This window comes from Streptococcus danieliae (assembly GCF_013415245.1).
GTDB classification, from domain to species: Bacteria; Bacillota; Bacilli; order Lactobacillales; family Streptococcaceae; genus Streptococcus; species Streptococcus danieliae_A.
Genome location: NZ_JACBXX010000134.1, coordinates 1 through 21,272, shown reverse-complemented (window position 1 = coordinate 21,272; position 21,272 = coordinate 1). Strand labels below are relative to the sequence as shown.

The following is a 21,272-nucleotide window of genomic DNA, read 5'->3' as shown; positions in this document are numbered from 1 at the left end:
GAGCTTGCTATCTGTCAAGCTTCTTGATTTCTTTTTTCAAAAAATGAAAGGAAGCTGGAACTGGATCCTCCCCGCCTTCCGACCAAGGATGGCAGGAGAGAATCCGTTTGGTTCCCAGATAGAGACCCCACAAACCATAAGCTTCAATCGCCTGGATCATATAGGTGGAGCAAGTTGGACTATAGATGCAGGAAGGAGGAAAGAGGGGCGAGATAAAACGTTGGTAGAAGCGAACACAGAGGATTAGCAAATAGCTCATCGTCTTTTCCGAGCAGGCTTCTTGGCCGTCACCGCTAAATTATGCAATTGACTCACTTCTTTTTTATTGAGGCGCCGGAATTCTCCTGGAGCCAAGCCGGCTGCATCCAAGTGGCCGAAGTGGGTCCGTGACAGTTTATCAACCTCTAAGCCAACCGCTTCAAACATTTTCTTGACCTGGTGGTTGCGGCCCTCGTGAATGGTCAGTTCAACCACTGAACGGTTTTTAGCTGGATCAACTTTCAAGATATTGTAAACAGCTGGTTTGGTTTTTTTGCCGTCAATCACAACTCCGCGAGTCAAGGGACGCAGATTCTCCTTGGTTGCCAGTCCTTTCACACGCGCCAGATAGACCTTGTCTAGTTCATTGCGGGGGTGGATCATCTCATCGGTAAAGTCCCCATCATTGGTCAATAACAGAACCCCACTAGTATCCCAGTCCAGCCGCCCAACCGGATAAATCCGTTCCTTAACGCTGCCAAAGAAATCGAGGACGGTCCGCCGGCCCTTGTCATCGCTAACACTGGAAATCACACCCCGGGGTTTGTTTAAGAGGTAGTAAACTTTTTCCTCCTGATAAATTGGCTGCCCTTCGACTTCTACACGGTCGCCCTTTTTGACAGTAGTGGCCAATTCCTTAACCACCTGGCCATTGATGGTTACCCGGCCCAGCTTAATCAACTCTTCCGCTTTTCGCCGACTAGCAATACCCGCATGGGCAATATATTTATTAATTCTCATTTTCTTCCTCAATCCTAAATAAAGACAGTTCTTCCTGGTCTTCTTCCTCAACTTGAACCTGGGGTAAATCCTCCAAATGGTTCATCCCCATATAATCCAAAAAATAGTCCGTCGTGCCATAAAGATTCGGACGGCCAAGGGTTTCCTTTTTGCCGACTTCTTTGATTAAACCAAATCCTTGCAACTTAGCTAGAGCTCCGCTAGAGTTGACCCCGCGAATGGCATCAATTTCAATCCGGGTAATGGGTTGGCGGTAAGCAATAATCGAAAGAACCTCCAAACTGGCCCGGGACAGCGACTGTTGCATAGGGGTTTGGGCATAGGCTTCCAGTAGGGAAGCGTAGGCAGGCTTGGTCACCAAACGCAAGTTACCCTTGGTCTCAATCACGGTCAAGCTAGAATCCGGATTCTGATTATAGGCTTGCCCCAGAGTCTGAAGTAGGCTTTCCAGCTGGGTCGGAGTTACATTCAACATGGAACTCAAATGAAGACGATCCAGACCATCCTCCCCTGCTGTAAATAAAAGGGCCTCTAAGGCTGCTAATTGACTCATGACACCTGTCCTTCTATCCATATTTCATCAAAGGTTTCTGGCTGATGGAGACGGATTTCCTGGATTTTCACCAACTCCAAGCAGGCCAAAAATTGTGTAATCATTTGCGAGAGCGATTCCGCCTGGGAAAGGAGCTGGCTGAAAGCCAATTTCCCCTTAGCCCGCACCAAACCTTGGCGAATCTGCTCCATCGAATCCTCAATCCGGAAATCATCCCGCTCCACCGTCGTCTGCTGACCCTGTCGCTTCTTTTTCTCCTGCCGCAACAGATGGGAGAAGGTCAAGAAGAGATCCGTAGCAGTCACATCGCGATTCAAAACAACCACTTCTGAAGCCAGGGGCAGGGCCGGATGGCTATAGTAACGTGAGCGCTCCTCGTGCTGCTGGGCCAATTCCTGACTAGCTGCTTTAAAATAACGATAGTCTTCCAATTGTTGTAGGAGATTTTGTTCCAAATCCTCGATGGGCTCATCGTCTTCCTGCTGCTGAATCTGAGGTAAGAGCTTGCGACTCTTCAGTAAAATCAACTGACTGGCCATGACCATATACTCAGACGCCACCTCCAAGCGGAGGGCTTGGAGGGTGGAGAGATAGGCTAGGTATTGTTCAATGACTTCCAAGAGAGGAACATCGTAAATATCCATTTGGTAGCGGGAGACCAGGTGCAAAAGCAAGTCCAGTGGTCCCTCAAAATCTTTGATTTTTATTTCCATTTGCGGTACTTCTCAATACTGTGCAGAGAGCGGAGCCCAAGATTGTCTGCAATTGTCAACAGGCCCACCCCAGCCTGCAATTCTTTAAAAATATATTGCTCCCGTAAGCTTTGGGGAGAGTGCGGGACCAGTCCCTGCTCCTCCAAATAGGCCTTGATTTGCAGAAAGACCCACTGACGGGTGTAGGGTTTGCCTTGGTGTTCAAAGATGTAGGAAGTTTGGCTTGTTTGAGCTAGGGCCTGGCTCAGACGCGGACTTAACTCCAGAACGCGGCGCCTCCCACTTTGGCCAACCTGTAGCAGCCCCAGGGCCGGCTGTAAGTCCGTCCGTTCTAGCTGGATAATCTCTGTTGCCTGTAGGCCAGCCTCCAAGATCAAGGCGACCAGAATTTGCCCTTGGGGATACTGGGTGACTGTCTCAAACAAATCCTTAGCCAGCAAAGTCCGGTCAGGAGTACTAGGCTCCTCTTTCCTTTCCAAAGGAGGTAAGGTGAGGCGATGGTACTGGTCGCTATGACCCTCCTCATAAAGAAAGAGGAGGAATTGATTAATGGCCGATAATTTCCGGCGCTGGGCGGTTACACTAAGCTGGGCCAGAGAATCGCGATAGAGTTTCAGACCCAACTCGTCTACTACTGCTCCCTGCAGACTTTTGGCCAGTTGCTGGAGGTCGGAACTATAGGCTGCTCGGGTATTGGCTGACAAGCGTTTGGAGTCTAAAAAGGCTTCAATCCAGTCTTTCATTTGGGACTCATTTCATAATACTGACCAAACTCGTGGAGCAGGGCATTGGTGGCCTTCAAAATGGATTTCCGGGCGATAATTCCTTCCAAGACACCTTGGTCATCCAAAACGGGTAGGAAGGATTCATCAACCAGTTTATGGAAAACCTCGGTTAAGCTGTAACCAGGAGCCAGGGTTAATCCATCACGTTTCACCATATGAACAATGTCCATACTTTCCAGCTCCTCAGCAGACAGATTGTGTTTCATTTGGTAGCTGAGAATGTCCGTCAGAGAAATCGTCCCAACATAGTGACCGTGGTCGGTGACCACGGGAATCCGAGTGTAGCTAATCTGGCTCAACAACAGAATCACATGGTCGACATTGTGACTATCAATGACCACCGCCAGATTTTTGGCCAGCGTGAGGAAGGTCGATTCTTGAGCCTTCAAATAATCCTCTAGTGGTTCTGCAATCATTGGATGGTAAACTCCTTGCTTAGGCCTGGGAAAAGCTGATGGTCACGCGTGTAGTAATCAATCCGAACCTGTGTACCTTGGATTGAGAGGACGGCATAGAGCCGCTCCAAGATTTGGCCTCGGGGCTGGCTGACAGAACCTGGATTCACATAGAGAATCCCCGCTTCTTGATAAGCAGCTGGGACATGGAGGTGGCCATACAAGCAGATGCTAGCTTCTTCCTCCTGGGCCCAATAGGCCAATTTATCCATGGTGAAATTGATGTTCTGTAAGTGACCATGGGTTTGGATGATCTTATAGCCATCCAGCTCCACCCGCTGCTGATCGGGATAACCGGCTAAAAAGTCCATATTGCCAGCAACAACCTGAATGCCATCCCAGACCGGATCACCCACTTCAAGCTCCGAATCGCCATTGTGGAAAATCAGATCTGCCTTGTCTTGCCACTGCTCTTTAATGGCTTGAACAATCTCGCGATCTCCATGAGAATCGCTCATGACAACTATTGTCCGTCTCTCCATGATGGAAATACCTCCACTAATTTTTCAACTGCTTGAGCCCGATGAGACTGCTGGTTTTTCTCCTCCATGCTCAATTGGGCAGAGGTTTTGCCAGTCTCCCCAATGAGGAACAGAGGATCATAACCAAATCCATTTTCTCCTTTAGGCTCAAATGCAATGTAACCCGGCCAATCGGCCTCAACAACTAGGGACTCCCGCCCCGGTGCCGCAACAACCAGGGTCGTGTGGAATTGGGCAGAACGCTTGTCAGCCTCCAAGACCATAGCTAGCTCATGCAACAACTTGGCATTGTTGTCCGCATCCGTCGCATCTGGACCTGCAAAGCGAGCACTCCAGACTCCTGGCAGTCCCCCTAAGACGTCAACCTTCAAGCCGGAATCATCGGCTAACACCATGGTTCCAGTAATAGCTGCAATTCCTTCGGCCTTCAGGCGGGCATTGGCTTCAAAGGTTGTCCCCGTCTCGGCAATTTCAGGTAGGTCGGGGTAGTCATTGAGATTTTCCACTCGAAAACCAAGGGGCTCAAAAATCTTCTTAAATTCTGCCGTTTTCCCTTCATTGCGTGTCGCAATCAAGAGCGGCTCTAAGTCCGCTTCACCCACGACCGTGGCCAGCTCTTCACCGTTTTCAGGCAAGGCGACATGCAACAAACGCCCGTCCTCAACCACCAAGAGGGCTGCTCCCCGCCGCTCCAAGGTCAACTGCCGGTCTTCACTGCGATTTATCAAGTCCACCATAAAGCGAGCTAGCTTTTGGGCTGAGGACCATTGGAAAACTTGAACTTTAAAGCCGTTTTTTGGGGACAAATTTTGAAAAGGAGCTAGGAAATGATACACCTGATCTTCCTGATCAAAAGCGAAACTTAAGTGAGGTCCGTCAGAAACTTGTGCCACGTACCAGTCTTGTCCATCTCGAAATTCTACTAATTCTTGTTTCATAAATCTATATGCTCCACTCGTACTGCTTCTTCCAGCCAGGTCTGAGCTAGCTGGGTAAAGGGTTCAACATCACCGGTTGTATAAAAGGTGTGTTGCTGCTCACCGAGATCACGACCGCGGTTAATCTCAAAATAATTCAGGAGAACGGAAATATCCCGGACACATTCCGCCCCACTATCAATCAAGGTCACCTCAGGCCCTAGGGCATTTTGAATGACTGGGCGCAACAAAGGGTAGTGGGTACAACCTAGGATCAAGGTTGAGACCTTGCCCTGAAAGTCCTTCAATTGGTCATAAACCACCTTTTTAGCCAAACTGGACTGCAGTTCATTGGCTTCTACTAAGGGCACAAAAGGAGGACAGGGTTGGCTCATCACCTGAGCTTTGGGATCCAAGGACTGGATCTTCTGCCGGTAAATGTCTGAAGCCACGGTCATCTCCGTAGCAATAACCCCAATCGTCCCCTTCAGATTAGCCTTTAGGGCTGCAGAGGCTCCTGGAAGAATCACCCCTAACACGGGGATGTCCAAGGCCTCCTTGATTTCTTCCCAGGCCACAGCTGTAGCCGTATTGCAGGCAATGACAATCATTTTGACATTTTTCTCTTGTAAAAAGCGGACCAATTCCCAAGTATATTGCCGAATTTCTTCGGCGGCGCGTGGTCCATAAGGCGCACGCGCCGAGTCCCCAATATAAATGACTTCCTCATGGGGGAGTTGCCGTCGCAATTCTTTAACGACCGTCAAACCTCCAACCCCTGAGTCTAAGAAACCAATTGGACGATTATCCATACCATCCTCCCTTTATCTTACCTGATAGACCACGAGGTAACACTAGAAATCTTAGCTTACCTGAGGAAAGCGACAAGGCTGAGACTCTTGTCTCAGCCTCACTTCCTTATTTCTTGGCTTGTTTCTTTTGTTGATTGACAATTTGTTGGTAAACTTGGTTGACACGAGCCTCACTTGGCTTTTGACCCATTTGGCCCATCATAACCCGAAGGGCATCCTTATTCAAACGAGGGTATTGAGCCATTTCTTGTTCAACTTGGCGACGGGTCAAGTAAATCCCGAGTGCCACACCACCAATAAAGAAAACGACGATTAAAATAATTGCTAGCCACAAAGCCATAGTTCAAATCCTTCCTCTTACTCTAACTAGTTTGAGTATTACATACATTCGCTCTTATTATACCAAAGCTCTGACGCTTTTTCAAAAAGAAAAAAGACCTCCAAGCAAAAATGCGAAGAATACTCAAGAAGAGATTAATAAAGTTCAAATAGAGACTCAAGGCCATAGAAATCGCCCAACCGTTGGACACTTGCCCACCTGATTGCTGGTAGGCTTGACGAATGCGTTGGTTGTCGTAGGCTGTCAAACCAGCAAAAATCACGACCATGACCAAACTCATCACATAGGACAAGCCGGCACTTCGTAGGAAAATGTTAATCAAACTTGCAATCAACACACCCAGTAGCACCATTCGGAAGGCCTGGGCCATACCGGATAGGTCTCGCTTGCTGACAAGACCAATCACAGCCATCGCAAAGAAGGTCAGGGTCGCTGTCACAAAGGCTGCAAAGACATTGGTTTGGCTGTAGGCTGCCAAAATAAAGCTTAGTGTAAAGCCGTTAAGAGCTGAGTAGAACAGGAACAGAGGCATGGCCATTGGATTATTTTTCCAGGCAGTGCTTGAAACGGAGTAGACCAAGGCAATTTCAATAAAGGAAGCGGCATAGTAAACCCAGGAATGGTTGGCCATGATGTTGAGCATGGTTGCTTGGAAAACGTAAAGCAAAAGTCCTGAAACTAGGGCTGAGATTGCTAGACCCAGACCCATATAACCATAGACCTTGGCAAAGAAACGATTTAAACCGGTATCGGCTTGACTGGTAATTGGTTGCATAAATTCTCCTTTAGCTATTTTTCAAATGAAACAAGAGGATCCCCGAGGCAATAGCCACATTGAGGCTTTCTGCCTGACCGGCCATCGGAATATGAACGGTCTGATCTGCCAGTGAATGGGCTTGTTCCGAAGCACCCTGGCCCTCATTCCCCATTAAGAGAATCACCGCATCCAAGGGACCTAGATCCAAGTAACTCTGAGACCGGTTTTGCAGACTGGTCACCAGCAGCGGCGCATGAGCTTCCTGGGCTAGCTGGTCCAAGGGATATTCATAAATGGGTAGGTGCCAGTGGCTCCCCTGCATGGAACGTAGGGTCTTAGGGCTATAGATATCAGCTGTTCCAGGGCTCACTAGAACCCCCGTAAAGCCCGCTGCATCAGCTGTCCGAATCATGGTACCAACATTACCTGGATCCTGCACTTCTTCAAGATAGAGCCACTTGCCCTGGGTCAGATCTGGGACCTCTTGGACCTCTCGTTGCACCTCGGCCACAATCCCTTGAGGCGTTTTCGAATCGGCGACTTCCGCCAGAACGGCAGGACTCACTACTTGATAGTTGACATCCGCGGGGAGACGATGCCGTTCTTCTTCCAAAATCAAAATCGGGCCAAAGCTAGCTCCGGCTTGATAGGCCTCCTCAAAAAGGTGCCAACCTTCAATCAAATAGGAATCCTTGCGGTATTTTTTCTTGGTCAGCTTTTTGATCTTTTTAATCAAAGGATTAGTTTTAGAGGTTATAATAGTCATAAGAGATATTATAGCACAAAAGGAGAAAGTCATGAAAAAAGTACGTATGATTGTTCAGGGACGAGTCCAAGGAGTCGGTTTTCGCTGGTCCGTCTGGGAATTAGCCAATTCTTTGGGAGGGATTACCGGTCGTGTCTGGAACCGCGAGGATGGGTTGGTTGAAATTCTAGCCCAGGCCGAAGATACGGCAAAGATGGCTCTTTTTATCCAAGAGGTGAGAAAGGGACCTAGTCCTTTTTCTAAAGTGACCTATGTCGATGTGACCCTGGCAAATTTCCCTTCTTACGAAGATTTTGCCATCCAAAACTAAGCTCCGTCTGCAGTCCTATTGTAATCCAGGCTCAAAAGCAGTAGAATAGAAGGGTATCATTTAGAAAAGGAACTGAATTGTGACGACTAAAAAAACATTTGCTACTGCAGGACTCTTGGCTTCCATGCTAGTCTTGCTCTCAGGCTGTGTCGGTCAAGATGCTAATGGCAATCCGACAGGTCTAATTTGGACCCTCTTGGGGCAACCCATGAGCACCCTGATCACTTTCTTCGCTGAAAACCAAGCCTTGGGTTATGGTGTGGCGATTATTCTTGTAACCATTATTGTGCGTGTGATTATCCTGCCGCTAGGACTCTATCAGGCCCAGAAGGCAGCTTATCAGGCTGAAAAAATGGCCTATATGCAACCCATCTTGGCACCGATTCAAGAGCGGATGCGAAATGCCCAGACCCAAGAAGAGAAATTATTGGCCAACCAAGAATTTATGGCGGCTCAACGGGAAAATGGCCTCAATCCTTTTGGAGGCATCGGCTGTCTCCCAATCTTGATCCAGATGCCTTTCTTCTCAGCTCTCTTCTTCGCAGCCCAACATACCCCTGGTATCGCAGGCTCCAGCTGGATGAATATTCCCTTAGATTCTCCAAGTATGCTCCTGACCATCCTAACCGGAGTTCTCTACTTGATCCAGTCAGCCTTGACCCTGGTTGGAGTCACTGAAGAACAACGCAAACAAATGCAGTCCATGGTGTTGATCAGCCCCTTGATGATTATGTTCTTCTCCTTCAGCTCTCCTGCCGGAGTAGCCCTCTACTGGTTGGTCGGTGGTTTCTTCTCAATTATTCAGCAATTAATTACCATGTATGTGGTTCGTCCACGTCTCCGTAAACAAGTTGCCAAGGAATTTGAAGAAAATCCTCCTAAAACACCAAGTCAGTTCGGAGCAGTCTTCGGAGCCGGTGCAGGTGCTAGTCCTATCAAAGACGTAACCCCACCAAGCTCCCAAAACCGTCAACAGGCAAACAAAAAACGCAACGCTGGTAAGCAGCGCTCACGCTAATCAGTGACCACCCCATTTTCCTTTGGAAGATGGGGCTTTTTGTAGTTCTGGCTACTCTCAGAACCCAAAAAGGACTTGATTCTTCAAAATGAGAATCAAGTCCTTTTTCACAGGCTACCCTGCTTACTTTGATTTTTTCACAGATACGATTTTGACATCGTAGCTGCCAACTGGGGTTTGGACGGTAACGGTGTCACCGGTTTTACGACCGATGAGGGCTTGGCCGATCGGGCTTTCGTTAGAAACCTTATTAGCAAAAGCATCAGCACCAGCAGATCCGACAATCATGTAAGTTTCGGTGTCTGTTTCACCCACTTCTTGGATGGTGACAGTTTTACCGATAGCTACTTCATTTTTAGCAACGGAATCAGAGTCTACGATTTCAGCATAGCGAATTTTGGTCTCCAAGTCTGAGATTTGACCTTCGACAAAGGCTTGCTCGTCTTTGGCTGCTTCGTATTCACTATTTTCAGAAAGGTCTCCGTAGGAACGGGCGATTTTAATCCGCTCAACGACTTCTGGACGACGGACCAATTTCAGTTCTTCTAATTCTTTTTCAAGCTTTTCCTTTTCAGCCTGGGTCATTGGATAGGTTTTTTCTGCCATAGTTTCTCACTTTCTAATTGGCACTAGCCGATGCGTTGGCTAGTTTGGAATTGACATGTTCTTCAACATTCCGGTTGTGTTCTTCAATATTGTTGGCGTAGTAGACAGTACCTGTATCGACATCCGCTACAAAGTAGAGGTAGTCTGTTTTGTTGGGATCAATGGTGGCACGAATGGCTGCCATTCCTGGGCTGTCTACTGGACCAGGCATAAGACCTGGATTTTTGTAAATGTTGTAAGGTGAATCGATATTGGTATCGATTCCAGCATCTTCAGCGAGGGTTGTCTTTTGTCCAAGTTTGCCCATTGCATATAGGATGGCAATGTTACTTTGGAGAGGCATTTGTTGGCTCAGACGGTTATTGAAGGCGCTGGCAATATTTTTCCGATCCTCATCTGTTGCTCCCTCTTTCTCAACAAGAGAAGCTAGGCTCAAGATATCATTCACGGATTTTTGTTGCTGGGCAATCGGCTCATAGAACTGTGCCATATTGGCATCCATGGCTGCGACCATTTGTTCAATCAAGGCCTCAACTGTGTCACCCTCATTGTAGTCATAGGTTGCAGGGAAGAGATAGCCCTCTAAACGGTACTTAACTCCCGCTTCTTTGGCAGCCAGACTGCCCAAAAGATTGGGGTATTTCGCCACGAGCGCTTCGATAAAGCCATCATCCTGAACTTTTTCCATAAAGGCTTCTTTGGTAAAGATACTATTTTCTTGACCATCTTTCGAAGCTGCATTTCGAGTAACAGCATCCGAAATCTGCTCCAAGGTATAACCTTCTGGAATTGTGATTTTACCGAGAGATGGGGCCACCGGACTCTCCGTTCCGCCCTCTTTCAATCTCTCAATAATTTCTTCCACATTCATATTTTTCTGCAGGTTGTAATAACCGGATTGGAAATCGGTATGATTGCGGAATTGTGTGTAAAAATTAAACACTTGGCCACTCTTAATGAGACCGGCATCTTCTAAAATGCGGCCAATTTCTCGGTTAGAAGAGCCAATCGGCACTTCAACCTGGACATACTCTGTTGAGTCTTGATCAATCGGCCCCAAGGCAGATTGGACGTAAATGTAACCGAAAACGCCAGTTGCTAGGAAGCAAAGCAAGAGTAGCAGAGTTACCACTCCAACAATCTTCTTAGCCACTTGGTTTTGTTTTCGACGTTTTTCTTGACGTTTTTCCATGTCTTCTTCTCCTTGCCAGTCGACTTGTTCAACCCGAGCCAACTTGGTTTCTTTTACAGGAGCTAGGCTCTGTTTCTGTTCTTCGGCAGCAAAAGAGAGCGATTTCCCTGGAGCTGCTTTCATGCGAATCTGAGCTCCAGGTTGTTTCTGCTGGACAGCTTCTGCATGCGCTTTTTCTTTAGCCGCAGGGACCGTTCTTTGTTTGCGAAGAGCCTCTGTCTCAATGGTGGTGGTATGTTTTTTACCAATGGACAAGGGCACCTGGATGGACTTCCCTTTCCGTTTGAGAGCTGCTGCCGGCTTGGGTGCCGCTACAGGAACCTCCGGATTCACATCTGTCTGTTTGATCTTTCCGGCTTGAGGGATAGCTGGAACGGCAGGCCTAGCCTCTGAGGATTTCACTCTAGACTGTTCGACTCCTGCTTCTTGTTCAACCACCTGGGCCTGAGCCATTTTTTCAGCATGGGCACGCTGAACCTGACTCAGCATCTCCTGTCTTTTTTGCTTGGATTTGGAAAGGTCTCTCAGAATTTGCTCTTTAAAGCTTAGACTTTTCGGTCTTTCTTGGTCAGCCAAAGGCGGGACCTCCTTCATACTAATCTAAATCATTATACCACAAAGACAGGATTTTCCACTAATGATTATAATCCTAATTCCCACAACATATCAAACCATTTTTCTCCAGCATAAGTGGAAGAAGAGGGACCTAATAGCTGAAAGCCCTGGCCTTCATAATAGCCAATCAAGTAATCATGGCAGGTTAAGTTAATCCCCAGCCGCTGATCCCGCAAGACCACCTGCTTCAGCTCATCTAGGAGTAAGGTTCCCAGCCCCCGGCCTTGCGCCTCCGGCGCTACGGACAAACTGGTAATCGAAATGTAGCCGCCCGGTTCCGCACTCCAATCCTGAGCTTGGTAAAAGTTCCGGTCTACTAGGGTTCGTTCGGGAACCACCGGTCCTTCAAGATAGGCGAGAATGCGGTCATCTTCCTCATAAACTAGGAAACTGGTCGCAATGTTTTGAATATGACGGGCCAGGGTTTCATAGGGCAAAGCTTCTTCCTGTCCAAAATTTTGGACTTCAATCTCATGCAGCCGATCCAAGTCAGTCATCCTTGCCAAACGTATCATATTTCCTCCCAAAAAAAGAAGGGGAGGTCGGGACCAGCCCCACCTCTCTACTTCATTATTGAATATTATTAGTTAAATTCGCAAGCAACTGCTCAAAAGAGTGTTCGTAGGTCTGGATATCACCAGCTCCCATAAACACAAAAATCGCATTGTCATGGTCCAAGAGAGGCGAGACATTATCGACTGTGATAATACCACCTTTTTTGGCAACCTTAGCTGCTAGATCCTCCACGCGCACCTGACCGTCGTCCACCTCACGGGCAGATCCATAAATCTCTGCCAAATAAACCGAATCTGCCAAGTTCAAGGCCTCCGCAAATTCATCCATCAAGGCAATGGTCCGCGTAAAGGTATGGGGTTGAAAAATCGCAACGATTTCTTTACTTGGATATTTTTGACGAGCGGCATCAATGGTCGCAATGATTTCTGTTGGATGGTGGGCAAAATCATCAATAATGGTCACACCATTCACAATTTTCTCGGTAAAGCGACGTTTCACACCCGCGAAGGTTTTCAAATGCTGACGCGCCAAGTCCAAATCAAAACCAATCGTATGCAACAAGCCAATGACTGCTGTCGCGTTCATAACATTGTGTTTGCCATAAGTTGGAATGTGGAACTGGCCAAGGTCTTCCCCACGAAACTCAACCGTGAAGGTTGAACCAGTCGTCAAACGCACCAAGTCCTTGGCAATAAAATCATTCTTCTCAGGATCAAATCCATAATAATAGATCGGAGCCTCAGAAGTAATCTTCCGAAGGAGTTGGTCTTCCCCGTAAATAAAGAGACCATTTTTAACATTATCTGCATAGGTATCAAAGGCATCAAAGACATCCATCAGACTGGTGAAATAATCAGGATGGTCAAAATCAATATTGGTAATAATTGAGTAAGCCGGATGATAAGGAAGGAAATGGCGCTCATATTCATCCGATTCAAAGACAAAGTAGCTGGCCTGCTCAGACCCACGTCCAGTCCCATCACCAATCAGGTAAGAAGTATCTGTCATATTGGACAAGACATGGGCTAACAAACCTGTCGTTGATGTTTTCCCATGGGCTCCCGCCACACCAAGACTGGTAAATTGCTCCATAAATTCGCCTAGAAACTCATGGTAACGACGGTAGCTAAGTCCTTGTTCTTCTGCCGCTGCCAGCTCCACATTGTTGCTAGCCTTGAAGGCATTTCCCGCAATCAATTCTAAATCGGGAGATAGGTTAGCTGCATCAAAGGGCAAAATCTGGATCCCTTCCTGCTCTAAACCGCGTTGGGTAAAGTAGTACTTATCGACATCACTTCCTTGAACCTCATAACCCATTTGATGCAGCATGAGTGCCAAGGCTGACATCCCTGACCCCTTAATTCCGATAAAATGAAAACGCTTGGTCATTGTTTCTCTCTCTCATTCGTCAACTTGCGCAAATCCAATTCCTGATTGGTTTGACGAGGACTTACTTTCTGTTCTTTCTCTTGGTAAATTTGACTCTTCCTTAGAAAATCATAGGAATCCTTGTTGGTCTTTTTATCACTTTTTTTCGTCCGTCCCCGTAAATCCGCTAGAATATACTGGTCCTGACTGAGTTTTTGGCCATACTTGCGGTAATCCGAACCCGCTTCCTCCTGGGGTCGTAAGGGCTGCACTTGCTCCAGACGACGCTTGAGGTCTTGACGAAAGACCTGGTTAGGATCATCCTGAAGATAAGAGGCTGACCGTTTCTGGCGGACACTTTCTCTGGCTTTTTCACGACCCAAGGCTGCATCCGTCTTAAACTCTTCCTCAACCGGCGCCTCCTTTTGCTCAAGCTTAGCAGCCGCAATCGGCGCCCAGTCATAAAAAGACTTCTCTTGGTAGTCACCTTTGATATTACTAATAAAATCAGACTCTTCATAGAGATTCATCGGCTGACGATCCTCAAAAATTGGTTCCGAATCAGCCAACAAAGGAAATTGTTTATCTGCCATAGTTTTATCCTCTCAAATCTCAATTATAGCGTTTTTTCTCCGATTTTCAAGTTTCGCCTTCCTACTTTTCCTAAATACCTAAAATTTCCTTTACTTCGTCCAAACTCAAGGCCTCACTTGGACGCCCCGCATTGAGCACAGACTCTAGGAGATTGCGCTTGCTTTCCTGCAATTCAAAAATCTTCTCTTCGATGCTCCCCTTGGTAATAAAGCGGTAGACCTGGACCGCATTCTGTTGCCCCATCCGATGGGCTCGGCCAATAGCCTGCTCCTCCACCGCTGGATTCCACCATAAATCCAAAAGGAAGACCGTATCTGCCCCAGTTAGGTTCAGACCAACCCCACCAGCTTTCAAGGAAATCAAGACTACATCCCCTTGACCCTGGTTAAAGGCGCGACTGATTTCCTGACGTTCACGCGCCGGCGTTGAACCTCGAATCATAAAATAATCCCGCTCTTCCTGGTCTAACAGCTGCTGGACCAGCTCCAACATTCCCACAAACTGCGAAAAGATCAGGATCCGCTGACCGCTTTCCCGGGCACGCTCTAATAACACCTTCAAGAGCTCGAGTTTGCCACTCTGTCCCTGATAATCCTCCAAAAAGAGGGCTGGACTATCGCAAATCTGCCGGAGGCGAGTCAAGCCTGCTAGAAATTCCACCTTCCGTTTCCGGAATTCTTGCTCGGTTAAGCTCTGCAATTCAGCCTGCATTTGATTTCGTTGCGCCAAATACAAGCTCTTTTGTTCTGGCAGTAGTTCCGTCACATAGATGCCTTCGCTCTTTTCAGGCAATTCGGTCAGAATGGCCTGTTTATCCCTACGTAAAATGAAGGGACGAATTTGTTGGGCAACGGCTTCTACTGGCATCTTCAATAAATCTTTTTTGGCTGGTAGGAGGCCTGGGAGGACCAGGTTAAAAATAGCCCCGATTTCTTCCAGACGATTTTCGACCGGTGTTCCAGATAAGGCAAAGATCGAGTCAGCTTCGATTTTTTGCAGGCTGGTGTGAACCTTGGTTCGTTGATTTTTCAGATATTGAGCTTCATCAAGAATCATGGTCTGAAACTGCTCATGCCGATAATCCAAAATATCCTGCCGCAAACTTCCATAGCTGGTAAGGTAAACCTGGGCTGTTTGACTGCGGGCCTCTGCCCGCTCCTGCTTGCTTCCATAGATCAGACTGACCTTGAGTTCCGGGGCAAAGCGCCGCAATTCCTCCTGCCAGTTGTAAAGGAGACCTGACGGCGTCACCACCAAAGCCTTTTCACCAGCTTTCAAATTCAGCAGTAAAAAACTAATGGCTTGCACTGTTTTTCCTAAGCCCATGTCATCTGCCAAGATCCCACCAAAGCCATAAGAAGCCAGCATGGACATCCAGGCCACTCCAATGCGTTGGTAATCTCGCAATTGTTCCAAAATCGGATGGGCTGGCAAGGGATAGGTTTCTGGTTGGGCCAAGTGTCCCAAAAACTCTTCCAAGGCTTTGGAATAGGTCACTGAAGCTCCCTCTAAGGCCGCCTGGATCCGCCCCAAAAGCTGGCGTTTGACTTGAAAAGGCCCGCCTTGGGGTTCCCAACTTCCACCTTCTACAGCCATTAGCTCCTGCAACCGTTTTTGATTTTTAGAACTCAGGCTCACAAAACGACCGGCCTTGGTCCGGTAGAGATTTCCCGTTGTCAAGGCTTGGACGGCTTCCTGAATCTCCTGTTGGTCGACCCCTTCCAAGGAAAAATTCACTTCGAGGTAGCCACGCCCCTCTTCAATCGTTAGGTCCAAGTCCACCTCCTGGCGCAGACTAGCAAAGGCCGCTGACCAGCTAACATCCGCCACTTCCTGTAAGACGGGGAGGTGGCGGTCAAAGAAGTCTAAAACCTCCTCTTCACTAAAAGGTGGTCGACGGCCGGCCATGCTGGTCGGTAGTTGCGCTTGCTCCAGAGCTCGCTCATAGCGGAGGGTTTGTTGGTAATCCAAGACAAGTCCTGACTCCACCACTTCCTTTTCAAGACTAAAGGTCGCGTCCCCAACCTGGTAAGTGGACTGGCTCACAATCCAACCTAGGGGATCAATATCTAAGAATAGAGAGATAGAGAAGTCTTTTACCTCTAAGCCCTCCGGCAAATGCAGCTGGGCTACCCCTTTAACTTTTTCCAAAAAAGTAAACAAACGACTCAATTGAGCCTTATGGAAGCGCAAAGCAGCTCTTCGAATTTGCAACATTTGAAAATAATCCCGAATTTGGCCAAGGAGCTGGGCTTGGGGTAGGGACAGGAGGAAAAGTCGGCCTTGGTCGTAAAGCAGCTGATCCTCATAGAGACCAAGAACATCTCCTACCTTGAAATCCAAGCGATAGCTTTCTGCATCCGCACTCAAGATTAGCTGATAGGGACTCTGGGCAGGATCCAGTTCCTGAATCCAGACCTGCTTCAAAATTCCATCCCCTAAATCCAATTGAAAATGCTCCAAATCTTGAAAGAAGGGCAATACCTGTGTTAAAAGCGACAGAGGCAAAAAGAGGTAACGGCCATAATTTCGGAAGTAAGGATCTGGCGCCGAAGAAGGCTCTTGTTTGATTCCTAGCAGGAAGGCTAAAACATCCTGGCTAGCCACATCGAAAAGTTCCCAACTGAGGGCTTCAAAGAAAATCTGGCTACTGAGTCGGAAGTCCGATCCCCGCGCCAAACGTGTTAAAAGTTCCGAAATATCCCGAATAATATAGTACCTGGAGTCTCCATAACGGAGCTTAAAAGTCCAGATAATTCCATCTTGACGATAGGAAATCTCCCCTTCTACCCCCAAATGCAGATGGATCGGCGAGACTTCGCCCTCCAGAAAATCAAGGAGAAACTCCTCTCCTTCCTGATAGAACATCATATCCGCCCCCGATTCTACCAGCTGATCCACGGGTCTTGGCATCAGGGTGCTCTCCTGCTCCCGCATAAAAATTTCAACGGCAGCGATGTGGACACAGTAACCCAACAAGCCAAAGTCTGAACAGGAACAGTAGTCTGGACCACCGCTTGCTGAGAAATGAATTTCCTCTGCTAGCACTTGGAACAACAACAAGTCCTTTTCATAGCCCTGAAAAACAACCTCTCCAGCTTGGTACAAGGCCTTACCAGCCTGCCGTACCTTTCCTGGAATCATGCGCATCCTGCTCCTCCTTTCTAGTCAAAAAGAGACCCTGCTAGTTTCGTTCAAGGGCCTCTTAGTCCATATACTCTTTAAAATCAAAACTATCCGTTGTCAACTCGCCTTGACCTAGATCTAGCACTGTTTACAGTAGGTTTCCTAGACTAGATTGATTTTAATTAGGTATGAGTATTATTTCCGTTTCCGAGCAATCAAATGGATTGGGGTTCCTTCAAAAACAAAGGCTTTGCGAATTTGGTTTTCCAAGAAACGGAGATAAGAGAAATGCATCAATTCTTCTTCGTTTACAAAAATAACAAAGGTCGGTGGTTTGACAGCCACTTGGGTTGCATAGAAAATTTTAAGTCGTTTGCCTTTATCCGTTGGGGTTGGATTAACCGCAATGGCATCCATAATGACATCGTTCAAGACCGCACTTGGAATCCGCAAGTTTTGGTTTTGACTGATTTCCTTAATCATAGCTGGTAACTTATGCAAGCGTTGTTTGGTCAGAGCAGACACAAAGATAATCGGTGCATAAGACAGGTATTGGAATTGATCACGAATGTCTTCTTCCCAGTTTTTGAGGGTATGGTTGTCCTTGTCCAAGGTATCCCACTTATTGACAACAATAATGATTCCTTTACCGGCCTCATGGGCAAAACCAGCAATCCGTTTGTCGTATTCCCGGATTCCTTCTTCGGCATTTAGAACCATCAGAACCACATCGGACCGGTCAATGGCCCGCATCGCCCGCATCACAGAATATTTTTCCGTATTTTCATAGACCTTCCCAGACTTCCGCATCCCAGCGGTATCAATCATGGTAAACTCTTGACCCTCGGGATCCACAAAATGGGTATCAATAGCATCCCGAGTTGTTCCCGCTACGGGACTGGCAATAACCCGATCCTCACCCAGAATGGCATTGATCAAACTGGATTTCCCAACATTTGGACGACCAATCAAGCTGAAACGAATCACATCGGATTCATCTTGAGTATCCTCAGCTGGTAAATTTTCAATAATCGCATCCAAGACATCTCCGGTTCCAATCCCGTGGACACTGGAGACTGGATAAAGCTCTCCCAGCCCCAAGGAATAAAAATCATAGATGTCATTACGCATCTCTGGATTATCAACCTTATTAACCACCAAGATGACCGGCTTCTCTGTTTTGTAGAGCATTTTCGCGACATATTCATCCGCATTGGTGATGCCTTCCTTACCAGAGACCACATAGACAATCACATCGGCCTCATTCATAGCGATTTCGGCTTGGTGTTTAATTTGTTCCATAAAAGGAGCATCGACGTCATCGATTCCCCCGGTATCAATAATGCTAAAGGAACGATTGAGCCACTCGGCCTGGGCATAAATCCGATCCCGGGTTACCCCTTCCACATCTTCCACAATCGAAATCCGCTCACCGGCAATCCGGTTAAAAAGCGTCGATTTTCCGACATTGGGACGACCGACAATCGCCACTGTTGCTACTGACATAATTTCTCCTTTACTGATTCCGCCGGTTTGCACCCGGCACATGTATTTCTTTAGCTAAATAACGCAGGCGTTCCATCACTCGTTGAGCCTGCCAACTTTCATCACCTTCTTTTCCTCTGGACATGCGCTTTTGCAGGTCTGCAAAGGATAGATTAGAACTAAAGAAGGTCGGTAAATTTTCCTGCATCCGGTATTGCAGGATCACTTGGAGGACCTCATCCCGCAACCAAGATGAAAATTGTTCGGCACCGATATCATCGAGAATTAAACAGGGAACCCCCTTGACCTCTTCAATTTGTTCCCGAACAGTATTGTTTTTGAAACCATCCTTGAGATCCTGAACAAAGGTTGGAAAATGCAACATCACCGTCTGGATGCCCTTAATGGTTGCTAGATCATTGGCAAAGGCTGCCAGCAAATAGGTCTTGCCGATGCCAAAATCGCCATAGAGATAGAAACCTTGGTAGTCTTGCGGATAGTTCAAAATAAACTTGGTCAATTGTTCAATCGTTGCCCAGCGGTCATCCAAATCCAAATCTTGGAGGCTAATTCCTCGCAAACTTTCAGGTAAATTCAAGAGCTGGATCCGGTTCCGCAGTTCCCTGGCTTTTTCAGCCGCGATTAGTTCATCCGTCTCCTGATAACTAACATCCGCATAGCCTTGATTCATAATCAGGACAGGCTGGTAGCCTTTGGAAAGATAACCTTCTTCTCCCTTACGGTAGCGGTCTCGTTCGCTGATAAATTGACTAAATTTAGAGATTGATCGTTGAATTTCTTCCAAACTCAGTTTGTGTTCTTGGATAAAGCGATGCACGTCTGGATCCTGCTGGATCTCTTGGACCAACTGTTGGTAGTCCATTTTTCTCTGGGCTTTTCCTTCCAGGGCATTATTCACTGATTTCATCTAGTTTCCCTCCCCCTTCATTTGTTGGAACATCCGCTTACGCTCTTCTTCACGCGCCTTCATCTCTTCTGGTGTCGTTTGATCTACATAATTTTTCTGACTCCAATTAGGAACATTGGAAGAACTTGCTGGACTGGTTTGCTTTTTCTGCTTGTTAAACGAAGGCTGCCTGCGGGAGGCTGTTCCTTGCTTCAGCCGTTGCTGAATGCGAACAATCGCTTCTTCTGCGCTGGTAATCCCCTGCTTCTGAAAATCCTCAGCCACGCTGAGAACATAGCGCTCATTGATCTGTAAGCTTTTATCCCGATTATAGGCGAGGAGCAAGAGGATACTGATTACCTCGTCTAAAAAACCTTGCTTCTGGAGGCTCAAAATCAAGGCTCGCTCTTGGTCTGTCACAGACGTACCGCGAGTATCTTTGAGCTGGCCTAAAAACTCCAGCGCTGATTGGGCTTTACTTTCCTTCAGATAGAAACTTTCCCCTGAGCTGAAGTTAGCCGCTACTGGCTTTTGTTTCAACTTCGCTTCCATGCGATTAATGGCAATTTGCCCCTGCACCGCTGTCTCCTCTGCCAGTTGGTAGAGCTGGTTCCAATTTAAATGGTATTCTCTAGCCAACAGTTCCAAGGCCAGGACATCCGTATCCCGATTGGCATAGCTGAGGGAACCTTTTTCTAACCGTTTTTGGAAGGTGACGGGGTCAAACTGGTTGAAGCTGGCTTTAACAACTTCTCGCTGCTCTCCAGCTAAGAGCCCTTTAAAAAATTTCCCTTCATCCGCTACTTGTTTCTGCCCTTGCGGTTTAGCGGGCTCTAGTGCTTTTAAAGCTACCTCACCAATTTTATTTTTCAATAAGGGCCGTAACAAATGATCTTGAAGAAACTCGGGGCCTTCAAGAGGTGACCGCAGATAAAGCGTTGTTGAATCCGCTGTAAAAAGCTCGACCAGTCTGACAACTTGCAGCAATTCGAGAGCCTGATTAAAACGGTCCAAGCCAAATTGGAGGTGGTTCAGCACCTGGGCAACTTGAGTCTGGCTAGATCCCCCATCCCAAAAACTCAAGAAATAGTGATAGAGAGCAAAGGCATCTGCCCCAATAATTGGGTAATAGAAGACCACCAAGGAGCTAGCATCTTTTTGAGGCGCTAAGCCCTTCCCATAGTAAAAAAAATCACTCGGCTTCACTCTCTTCTCCTTTCTGGCGGAATTGTCGCAGGAGTTCCTCGACTTCACTCAATTCATTAAAGCGCTTGTAAACACTGGCAAAACGGAAGTAGGCAATCGGATCGAGTTCCGACAAGGCTTCTAAGACCCGGTCTCCCACTTCGTCAGAGCTGACCTCCCCGCTGGATGAATTTCGCAGATTGGTCTCAATTTTTTTGACCACTTCTTTAATCTGCTCAGAGGTAACCGGGCGTTTTTCAGCCGATTGAAAAATTCCATTATAAATCTTGGAAGACTCGAAATTTTCCCGACGCCCATCTTTTTTGATAACCACCAGGGGTTTGGTTTCAATCCGTTCATAGGTTGTATAGCGATACTGGCAATTTTCACAAACACGTCGCCGACGAATCGCAGCTCCCTGCTCCACTTGTCGACTATCAATAACCTTGGTCTGATCACTTTGACATTCAGGACAACGCATCCTTCACCTCCAACACTTCAATACTTCATTATACCATGCCAAACACCGTATTCGAAAAAAATAGCCAAAAAGCTCCTGGCTAGTCCCAAAAACAAGAAATCGCATTTCCAATCCGGATACCTCCCCAAAAGCTGGCTGGCAAAAAAGGAGAACAAAACTCCAAAAAAGAGGTTCTTTTGCAAGTTGTGTGGAATTCCTGAAAACCGATAGTCATGGAATTTGATAATTGTAGCTTTTTAATGACTGTACCCTGGCTTCTTTCGAATTTCTATGAGATGCTTCCCCTGTGG

At 47.2% G+C, this 21,272-nt stretch carries 24 protein-coding genes; 2 read left to right on the top strand and 22 right to left on the bottom strand.

Annotated elements, in window-relative coordinates; all coding sequences use genetic code 11:
- Window positions 1-7: 7 nt before the first annotated feature.
- The 12 genes from yidD to HZY94_RS06180 form a co-directional block, all read right to left on the bottom strand.
- Entirely contained in the window at window positions 8-259 is a 252-nt protein-coding gene (yidD, locus tag HZY94_RS06235; protein WP_179925466.1) for a membrane protein insertion efficiency factor YidD, read from the bottom strand.
- Entirely contained in the window at window positions 256-999 is a 744-nt protein-coding gene (locus HZY94_RS06230) for a pseudouridine synthase (protein ID WP_179925465.1), read from the bottom strand. The genes yidD and HZY94_RS06230 overlap by 4 nt, the downstream gene beginning before the upstream one ends.
- A complete protein-coding gene (gene scpB / locus HZY94_RS06225) occupies window positions 989-1,552 on the bottom strand; it encodes an SMC-Scp complex subunit ScpB (RefSeq protein WP_179925464.1) in 564 nt (187 codons plus the stop codon). The genes HZY94_RS06230 and scpB overlap by 11 nt, the downstream gene beginning before the upstream one ends.
- Entirely contained in the window at window positions 1,549-2,265 is a 717-nt protein-coding gene (locus HZY94_RS06220; protein WP_179925463.1) for a segregation/condensation protein A, read from the bottom strand. Before HZY94_RS06220 ends, scpB begins: the two co-directional genes overlap by 4 nt.
- On the bottom strand, window positions 2,256-3,008 hold the full coding sequence (gene xerD / locus HZY94_RS06215) for a site-specific tyrosine recombinase XerD (protein WP_179925462.1): 753 nt from the start codon (window positions 3,006-3,008) through the stop codon (window positions 2,256-2,258). The genes HZY94_RS06220 and xerD overlap by 10 nt, the downstream gene beginning before the upstream one ends.
- Window positions 3,005-3,466, bottom strand: coding sequence for a cyclic-di-AMP-binding protein CbpB (gene cbpB / locus HZY94_RS06210; protein ID WP_179925461.1), 462 nt, complete (start codon window positions 3,464-3,466; stop codon window positions 3,005-3,007). The genes xerD and cbpB overlap by 4 nt, the downstream gene beginning before the upstream one ends.
- A complete protein-coding gene (locus HZY94_RS06205; protein ID WP_179925460.1) occupies window positions 3,463-3,987 on the bottom strand; it encodes a metallophosphoesterase in 525 nt (174 codons plus the stop codon). The genes cbpB and HZY94_RS06205 overlap by 4 nt, the downstream gene beginning before the upstream one ends.
- Window positions 3,969-4,925, bottom strand: coding sequence for a nucleoside-triphosphate diphosphatase (locus HZY94_RS06200; RefSeq protein ID WP_179925459.1), 957 nt, complete (start codon window positions 4,923-4,925; stop codon window positions 3,969-3,971). Before HZY94_RS06200 ends, HZY94_RS06205 begins: the two co-directional genes overlap by 19 nt.
- Window positions 4,922-5,716, bottom strand: a complete 795-nt coding sequence (gene racE, locus HZY94_RS06195; RefSeq protein WP_179923330.1) for a glutamate racemase — start codon at window positions 5,714-5,716, stop codon at window positions 4,922-4,924. The genes HZY94_RS06200 and racE overlap by 4 nt, the downstream gene beginning before the upstream one ends.
- 106 nt (window positions 5,717-5,822) lie before the next feature.
- Entirely contained in the window at window positions 5,823-6,056 is a 234-nt protein-coding gene (locus HZY94_RS06190) for a YneF family protein (protein ID WP_179923329.1), read from the bottom strand.
- Between the two features lie 22 nt (window positions 6,057-6,078).
- Complete coding sequence (locus HZY94_RS06185; RefSeq protein ID WP_179925458.1) at window positions 6,079-6,831, bottom strand: Bax inhibitor-1/YccA family protein; 753 nt, start codon at window positions 6,829-6,831, stop codon at window positions 6,079-6,081.
- A gap of 10 nt (window positions 6,832-6,841) precedes the next feature.
- Window positions 6,842-7,579 carry a TrmH family RNA methyltransferase gene (locus HZY94_RS06180; RefSeq protein WP_160332299.1) on the bottom strand — a complete coding sequence of 246 codons (738 nt, stop codon included), beginning with the start codon at window positions 7,577-7,579 and terminating at the stop codon, window positions 6,842-6,844.
- Between the two features lie 31 nt (window positions 7,580-7,610).
- Between HZY94_RS06180 and HZY94_RS06175 the strand changes: the two genes are divergently transcribed.
- Both HZY94_RS06175 and yidC read left to right on the top strand, forming a co-directional pair.
- A complete protein-coding gene (locus HZY94_RS06175) occupies window positions 7,611-7,889 on the top strand; it encodes an acylphosphatase (RefSeq protein WP_179925457.1) in 279 nt (92 codons plus the stop codon).
- Window positions 7,890-7,968: 79 nt separating this feature from the next.
- Window positions 7,969-8,907 (top strand): membrane protein insertase YidC, encoded by a 939-nt coding sequence (gene yidC / locus HZY94_RS06170; RefSeq protein ID WP_322783468.1) that lies wholly within the window; start codon window positions 7,969-7,971, stop codon window positions 8,905-8,907.
- Between the two features lie 123 nt (window positions 8,908-9,030).
- Here the strand turns inward: yidC and greA are convergent, their stop codons facing one another.
- The 10 genes from greA to nrdR all read right to left on the bottom strand — a co-directional run bounded on the left by greA (window position 9,031) and on the right by nrdR (window position 20,982).
- A complete protein-coding gene (gene greA / locus HZY94_RS06165; protein ID WP_135035449.1) occupies window positions 9,031-9,513 on the bottom strand; it encodes a transcription elongation factor GreA in 483 nt (160 codons plus the stop codon).
- 13 nt (window positions 9,514-9,526) lie between these two features.
- Window positions 9,527-11,281, bottom strand: coding sequence for an endolytic transglycosylase MltG (gene mltG / locus HZY94_RS06160; protein ID WP_373683182.1), 1,755 nt, complete (start codon window positions 11,279-11,281; stop codon window positions 9,527-9,529).
- A gap of 65 nt (window positions 11,282-11,346) precedes the next feature.
- Complete coding sequence (locus HZY94_RS06155; protein ID WP_179925455.1) at window positions 11,347-11,835, bottom strand: GNAT family N-acetyltransferase; 489 nt, start codon at window positions 11,833-11,835, stop codon at window positions 11,347-11,349.
- A gap of 55 nt (window positions 11,836-11,890) precedes the next feature.
- Entirely contained in the window at window positions 11,891-13,225 is a 1,335-nt protein-coding gene (gene murC / locus HZY94_RS06150) for a UDP-N-acetylmuramate--L-alanine ligase (protein ID WP_179925454.1), read from the bottom strand.
- Window positions 13,222-13,797 carry a cystathionine gamma-synthase gene (locus HZY94_RS06145; RefSeq protein WP_179925453.1) on the bottom strand — a complete coding sequence of 192 codons (576 nt, stop codon included), beginning with the start codon at window positions 13,795-13,797 and terminating at the stop codon, window positions 13,222-13,224. The genes murC and HZY94_RS06145 overlap by 4 nt, the downstream gene beginning before the upstream one ends.
- Before the next feature lie 70 nt (window positions 13,798-13,867).
- Complete coding sequence (locus tag HZY94_RS06140; RefSeq protein ID WP_218925728.1) at window positions 13,868-16,948, bottom strand: DEAD/DEAH box helicase; 3,081 nt, start codon at window positions 16,946-16,948, stop codon at window positions 13,868-13,870.
- 171 nt (window positions 16,949-17,119) lie between these two features.
- Complete coding sequence (gene der, locus HZY94_RS06135; RefSeq protein WP_179925451.1) at window positions 17,120-18,430, bottom strand: ribosome biogenesis GTPase Der; 1,311 nt, start codon at window positions 18,428-18,430, stop codon at window positions 17,120-17,122.
- Between the two features lie 10 nt (window positions 18,431-18,440).
- A complete protein-coding gene (gene dnaI / locus HZY94_RS06130) occupies window positions 18,441-19,337 on the bottom strand; it encodes a primosomal protein DnaI (protein WP_179925450.1) in 897 nt (298 codons plus the stop codon).
- Entirely contained in the window at window positions 19,338-20,522 is a 1,185-nt protein-coding gene (locus HZY94_RS10765; protein WP_179925449.1) for a DnaD domain protein, read from the bottom strand.
- Window positions 20,509-20,982 (bottom strand): transcriptional regulator NrdR, encoded by a 474-nt coding sequence (nrdR, locus tag HZY94_RS06120; RefSeq protein WP_179925448.1) that lies wholly within the window; start codon window positions 20,980-20,982, stop codon window positions 20,509-20,511. Before nrdR ends, HZY94_RS10765 begins: the two co-directional genes overlap by 14 nt.
- Window positions 20,983-21,272 lie beyond the last annotated feature (290 nt).